The following is a 6,568-nucleotide window of genomic DNA, read 5'->3' on the forward strand; positions in this document are numbered from 1 at the left end:
GCCGGTGATGTTCGCCTCGTTCGCCAGCTCGGTCTGGGTCGCGGTGCTGATCATCGGGGTGGCCACCGCCGCCCACCAGGGCTTCTCGGCCAATCTCTACACCCTGCCCTCCGACGTCTTCCCGCGCGGCGCCGTCGGCTCGGTCGTCGGCATCGGCGGCATGCTCGGGGCTCTGGGCGGCATGGTGTTCTCCAAATATATCGGCCAGGTCCTCGAGACGATCGGCACCTACACCCCGATCTTCATCGTCGCCGGCAGCGCCTATCTCGTCGCCCTACTGGTCGTCCACCTGCTCGCCCCGACGATGGAGCCGGTGAAGATCTGAGACGCGCGCCGCCCGGCCTATAACCGGGCGGCATAGCCGTTCCGATCATCCGATACGACAGGGTCCGGCGGCGCGGGCATTTTCCGGCCACGCGGCCCCGTCTGCGCGGTAAGGAAAGTTCTCTCCGTATGAGCCTGATCATCGACTGCCACGGCCACTACACGACCGCGCCGGAGCCCCACAACGCCTGGCGTGAAGCTCAGGTGAAGGCTTTCGACGCCAAGGCTCCGCCGCCCCTCTATCCCGACATTCCCGACGACCTGATCCGCGAGTCCATCGAGGGCGCGCAGCTGCGGCTGATCCGCGAGCGCGGCGCCGACATGACCATCTTCAGCCCCCGCGCCTCGACCATGGCCCACCATGTCGGCGACGAGGGCGTCAGCCGCGCCTGGGCCGAACGCTGCAACGACCTGATCAAGCGGGTGGTCGATCTCTATCCGGAGACCTTCGCGGGCGTCTGCATGCTGCCCCAGTCGCCGGCCGCCGACCTGCAAGGCTCGATCGCCGAACTGGAGCGGTGCGTCAACGAGCTGGGCTTCATCGGCTGCAACCTCAACCCAGACCCCGGCGGCGGCCATTTCGCCCATCCGCCGCTGACCGACCGCTACTGGTATCCCTTCTACGAGAAGATGTGCGAGCTGGACGTGCCGGCGATGATCCACGTCTCGGGCTCGTGCAACCACGCCCTGCACGCCACCGGCGCCTTCTACATCGCCGCCGACACCATCGCCTTCATGCAGCTGATCGAGGGCGACCTGTTCGCCGACTTCCCGACCCTGAAGTTCATCATCCCGCACGGCGGCGGCGCTGTTCCCTACCACTGGGGCCGCTACCGAGGCCTGGCCGACATGCTGAAGAAGCCGGGCCTGGACAAGCACCTGATGGAGAACGTGTTCTTCGACACCTGCGTCTATCACCAGCCGGGCGTGAACCTGCTGGCCGAAGTGATCGACAGCAAGAACATCCTGTTCGGCTCGGAGATGGTCGGCGCGGTGCGCGGCGTCGACCCGACGACGGGGTTCTACTTCGACGACACCAAGCGCTATGTCGACGCGCTGGACATCCCCGACGCCGACCGCCACGCGATCTTCGAGGGCAACGCCCGCCGGGTGTTCCCGCGTCTCGACGCGATCCTGAAGGCCCGCGGGCTCTAGCGGACGTTCCAGCCGGCGAGCACGGCTCGCTGGCTCATGCCCTTGGCCTCGGCCGCCGTCAGCGTGCGCCCGCGCCGGAACGCCGCCGCGCCGGGGCCGCCGGAGCCGAACTGCGAGAACCTCACGCTCTCCGGCTGCAGCATGGTGCGCGGATTGCCGTCCTTGCCGGTGTACCACATCTTGGTCCAGCCCTCGGGCGCGACGTGGTCGTCCATCCAGCAATCGATGAAGGCGGCAGCCGCGACATATTTCGGATCTCCGTAGCGGCCGTCGGGGAACACGCCGGACGGCCGCCAGGGCCGGCCCAGATAGACCGAATGGCGCGCCGTGCCGGGGGCCTTGGTCAGGCGGCAGTCCTTGAACACGAAGCCGAACGGCTTGTCGATCGGCGTGCTGGGGGCGACGACATAGCCATCGACCGGATCGACCGGGCGCGGCAGCGAGCGGATCTCGCAATCGCGGAAGAACGCCCTGCCCGCCCCGAAGATGAAGTCGTAGCTGCCGGCGATCAGGCAGCGCTCGAACAGGCTGCGGCCGGCGTCGGGGAACAGGGTGTCCTGGTAGCTGAGGATGTCGACCTCACTGAGCCGGGCGCGGTCGCTGCCCTTGTCGAGCATCAGGGCCACGGCCTGCGGGCCGCCGCCGTCATGCGAGTGCAGGCCGCCGGGCTTGGACATTTCCGCAAGCCCGTCGAAGGCGTTGCGGATGGTCAGGTTGCGGGCGGCGAAGTCGGGGGCGCGCACGAACAGGGTCGGGGTGCGGAAGGTGCCCCAGCGCTTGCCGTCGGGCGCGATCAGGCCCGACGCGGCCAGGTGGCTGATGATGCTGGCCTGGCGGTCCTCGCCGACCAGATGGACGAACGGCTTGTCGATCACGCCCTGCTCGTCCCAGACGCCGCGCGTCACGAGGATCTTGAACGGTCGCGCCCCGTCCTTGGGCGCGGCGGCGACGGCGGCCGAGAGGCGGTCATAGGTGGGGGCGGAAAAGCGGCGCGGATCGTCGGGCCGCTTCAGCACGGCGTCGTAGCGGGGCGCAGCCGAGGCCATGCCCGGGATCAGCAGCAGGCCGGCCGTCACCGCGCGGCGCGAAACCATCGTCATTGAAGCCTCGAAAAAGAAAAGGCGGGCGCCGGTCCTGGAGGAAAGACCGACGCCCTAAATTCCCCTGGGAGGAGGAAGCTTTCGTTCGGCCTAGAACGAGTACCGCAGGCCGAAGTTATATTGCCGCCCGGTGTGCGAGTAGACGTAGATGCTGTCGCGCTCGCTGTCGGTGTACTGGGCGTTGAACTCGTCGGTCAGGTTCAGGCCCTCGAAGGTGATCTTCAGGCGCTTGTTGATCGCGTACGAGGCCGAGGCGTCGACGGTGAAGGTGTCGCGCACCCCGTCGATGTCGTTGGTCGAGGTGCCGCTGGGCACCGCGGTCAGGTACTTGTCGCGATAGGCGCCGGAGACGCGGGCGCTGAACCGGTCGTCCTCGTAGTAGAGCGTGGCGTTGAAGGCGTTCTTCGACAGGCCCACCAGATCGTTCTGCACGTAGCCGGTAGAGGACAGGCTGGAGATGTAGTCGATCTTGGAGTCGACGATCGTGACGTTGAAGATCGCCCCGGTGTGGCGCAGCGGGCCCGGCAGGAAGCTGAACGGCTGCTGGTAGCTGATCTCGATCCCCTTCAGCGGGCCGCCCTTGGTGTTGACCGGCTTGCTGAACAGGAAGGTGTCGCTGGCCGACACGCCGGTAAGGCCGTCGAGCAGGCTGACCGGCAGGCCCGAGGCCGCGAAGGTCTGCGAAATCCGCTGCGTCTGGATGTAGCTGTCGATGTCCTTGTAGAACAGGCCGACCGACAGCAGGGCGTCCTTGGCGAAGTACCACTCGGCAGACAGGTCGTAGGTCGTGGCCCGGATCGGGTCGAGATAGGGATTGCCCGAGCTGACGCTGAACACGCCCGCGACGCTGAGGCTGCCGCCCGGCGTCAGGCTGCCGAGGTTGGGACGCGTCATCACCTTGGCCGCGCCGAAGCGCAGCAGGAAGTCGGGCGTGACCTCGGCGGTCAGGTTGAGGGCCGGCAGCACGTCCTCGTAGTCGCGGTTGACCGTGGCCTGCTGGGCCGCGCCGGACACCAGCTGGTAGCCGGTCGAGCTCTGGTCGGTCTTGACGTAGCGCACGCCGACGTCGCCGCGCAGGGGCCAGGCGAAGCGGTCGGTGTTGAAGTCCAGCTGCACGTAGGCGGCGGTGTCCTTCTCGGTGACGCTGCGGATATTGCCGCGGGCGGCCGAGTTGCTGGCGCCCGACAGCTCGAACAGGCCCGTGCCGCTGTAGATGTTGAACAGCTTGGCGAAGGCGTCGAGGTCGGGGGCGGCCCAGGCGGTCGGGATGCCCGAGGCGCCGAGGTTCTTGCCGAAGCCCGAGACCAGGGTCGTCAGGCTGGCCAGGGTGACGCCGGCCGGCAGGGTCGGCACCACGGACTCGCTGACCCGCGCGAGGGCCCAGGAGTCGAACTCGTACTTCTTGAGGTTCACGCCCGCCTTCAGGCGGAAGGTGTCGTTCAGCTCATAGTCGCCGTCGAGCTGGGCGGTCTGGATGGTGTTGGTCACGCCCTGCGGCCGCAGGCGGATCTCCGAGCGCGCCGCGCCGAAGTTGTAGGCCAGAGGGTCGGTGACGTCGAAGCCGAAGTTCATCGCCGGCAGGTTGGCGTTGTTCCGGTAGTCGTAGGAGAAGCCGTCGGCGTTCTCGCGGTTGAGGATCACCGTCGTCTGGATCGGGTTGTCGAAGTCCGACTTCGAGAAGCCGACCAGGCCGGTCACCTTGAACCGATCCGTGAAGTGGTGCTCGGCGGTGAAGGTGGCCTGGGTGTACTTGGTGTCGAGCTTGTCGAAGCGGGTCTCGCTCTCGACATCGACGTCGTCGAACAGGCCGTAGACCATGTCGCCCTTGGCGTTGACCACGCCGTCGCGGACGATGATCTCGGGCCGACCGCCCTGGGCGGCGTTGCGGGCGAAGGACAGGGCTTCCAGCCAGTTCTCGGTGCGGGTGGCCTTGAAGTCCGAATAGAGGAAGTCGGCCGAGATCAGGGTCTTCTCGTCGGGCCGGAACTGCAGCGAACTGGTGATCCCCAGGCGCTTCTGGTCATGGGTCAGGCGGCCATAGCGCGGGAAGCGCGGGGTGAAGACGCTGGCGGAGCTTGCCTGGGTGAAGGTCGAGGCCGGGCTGAAGCCGCCCACCTCCGTGCCGTTCAGCCAGCCGCCCGAGCCGTGCCCCTCTTCCAGCAGGTGGCGCTCGGTATAGGCCACCGAGACCAGCGCGCCGAGCTTGCCGTCGAACCAGGTGTTCGAGGCCAGGGCCGCGAAGCGCGGGTCCCAGCTTTCGGAGAGATCGTTGTAGCCCTGCTGGGCCGAGACCACGAAGGTGGCGCCCTTGTAGTCGAACGGCCGGCCGGTCTGCAGGTCGACCGTGGCGCCCAGCGAGCCTTCCTCGGTCGAGGCAGAGGCGGTCTTGCGCACGGTGATGCTGTTGAAGAGCTCCGAGGCGAAGACGTTGAAGTCGAACGAGCGGTTGCGGTTGGCGCCGCCCGAGCTGTCGGTGCCGCTGGCCGTGCTCTGGCCCTCGACGCCGTTGATGCGCACGCGGGTGAACTGGGGCCCGAGGCCCCGGACGGTGATCTGGCGGCCTTCGCCGGCGTCGCGGGCGATCGAGACGCCGGGCACGCGCTGGATGGACTCGGCCAGGTTGGCGTCCGGGAAGTCGGCGATGTCCTCGGCCTTGATCACGTCGACCACGCCGCTGGAGCGCTTCTTGACGTTCAGGGCGCTGCCTAGGCTGGCGCGGAAGCCGGTGACCACCACCTCTTCGACGGCGGCGGGCTCCTCGATCGTGTCGCCGACCGGCTCGGACTGCTGCGGGATGGCGACCGGGGCGGTCGAAGCCAGTTGCACCGAGGCCTTCTGGCCCAGCACCGCCGTGCGGCCGTCGTTGGAGACCACGGTCAGGTTGGCGCCGTCGAGCAGGCGCGAAAGGCCTTCGGAGACGGTGTAGGTCCCACGTACGGCGTTGACCTTCTTGCCCTGGACGGCCGCCTGCGGCGCCAGGATCTGCAGGTCGGCCTGCTTGCCGAACTGCGGAATGCCCGTGGCCGCGGCCTGGGCCGGAATATCGAATTTGCGGGCCTGAGCCTGGGCTTGCGTGCCCACCAGCACCGCCGCGGCGCCAGCCGCCAGCATCAAGGCCGACTTGCCGTAGACATATCGCGGACAACCCATTCCGCGCCCTCCCTGTTTTGTCGTTTCGCACGGCGCTTCTCGGAGCGCCTGTCTAGAGCGATGCGAGGGAAACCGGTTTCCGTCAGACATCGGCGAAATTTTTCGCGCCAAGGGCGGCCGGCCCCTATTCCGCAAGCGCCGCGCTTGCCTCCACCAGGATGGCGTCGCCGCGCACCGTCACCTTCGCGCCGAAGCTGGCGGCGGCGGCGCGGGCGAAGCTTTCCGGCTCGTTGGTGCGGAACCAGCCGACCAGCCGCTGGTCGGCCAGCCCCCGGTCGACGATGACGATCTTGCGGGCGTTGTAACGGTTGAACTCCTCGGCCGCCGCGCCGAAGGCCTCGCCGTCGAGCACGATCTGGCCTTCGCGCCAGGCCAGTTCCCGGGTGATCTCCAGAGACGCGGCCGCCGGCCGAGCCGCGCCGGCGCTGTCGGAGACGAAGACCCGCTCGCCGGCGGCCACGCGGCGGGGCGCCTCGCCCGCGCCTTCGGACCAGACCTCGACCACGCCCTCGGTGACCAGCACCTCGCAGCCGCCGGTGCGGCGACGGACGGAGAAGGCGGTGCCGACCGCCCTCACCCGCACCGGCCCGCTCTCGACCACGAACGGCCGCTGCGCGTCCTTGGCGACCTGGAACCAGGCCTCTCCCTTGTCGAGCCGCACCTCGCGCTTGCGCGGCTTCATGGCCACTTCCAGCGCCGTGTCGGTGTTGATGGCGGCCATCGAGCCGTCGGCCAGCGGCACGCGCCGGATCTCGCCCACCGCCGTGCCGTAGCGCGCGGCCAACAGGCGCGGGACCAGCAGCGCCGCGACGCAGGCGGCGGCCGCGGCGACACCACCG

At 68.5% G+C, this 6,568-nt stretch carries 4 protein-coding genes and 1 pseudogene; 2 read left to right on the forward strand and 3 right to left on the reverse strand.

Annotated features, from left to right (window positions below; genetic code table 11):
* Window positions 1-325 (forward strand): annotated as a pseudogene (locus DMC18_RS05735) (MFS transporter); the annotation flags it as partial.
* Between the two features lie 128 nt (window positions 326-453).
* The gene (locus DMC18_RS05740) at window positions 454-1,479 is read left to right on the forward strand and encodes an amidohydrolase family protein (RefSeq protein WP_110119391.1); all 1,026 of its coding nucleotides are present in this window, start codon (window positions 454-456) and stop codon (window positions 1,477-1,479) included.
* On the opposite strand, the gene DMC18_RS05745 is transcribed toward DMC18_RS05740, so the two are convergent.
* The 3 genes from DMC18_RS05745 to DMC18_RS05755 form a co-directional block, all read right to left on the reverse strand.
* Window positions 1,476-2,579, reverse strand: a complete 1,104-nt coding sequence (locus DMC18_RS05745) for a pectinesterase family protein (RefSeq protein WP_110132760.1) — start codon at window positions 2,577-2,579, stop codon at window positions 1,476-1,478. The genes DMC18_RS05740 and DMC18_RS05745 overlap by 4 nt on opposite strands.
* 90 nt (window positions 2,580-2,669) lie before the next feature.
* The gene (locus tag DMC18_RS05750; protein WP_110119393.1) at window positions 2,670-5,729 is read right to left on the reverse strand and encodes a TonB-dependent receptor; all 3,060 of its coding nucleotides are present in this window, start codon (window positions 5,727-5,729) and stop codon (window positions 2,670-2,672) included.
* A gap of 124 nt (window positions 5,730-5,853) precedes the next feature.
* A partial coding sequence (locus DMC18_RS05755; RefSeq protein WP_110132761.1) for a FecR family protein occupies window positions 5,854-6,568 on the reverse strand: 715 nt, incomplete at its 5' end.

This window comes from Caulobacter sp. D5 (genome assembly GCF_003185805.1).
In the GTDB taxonomy this organism is placed as follows: Bacteria; Pseudomonadota; Alphaproteobacteria; order Caulobacterales; family Caulobacteraceae; genus Caulobacter.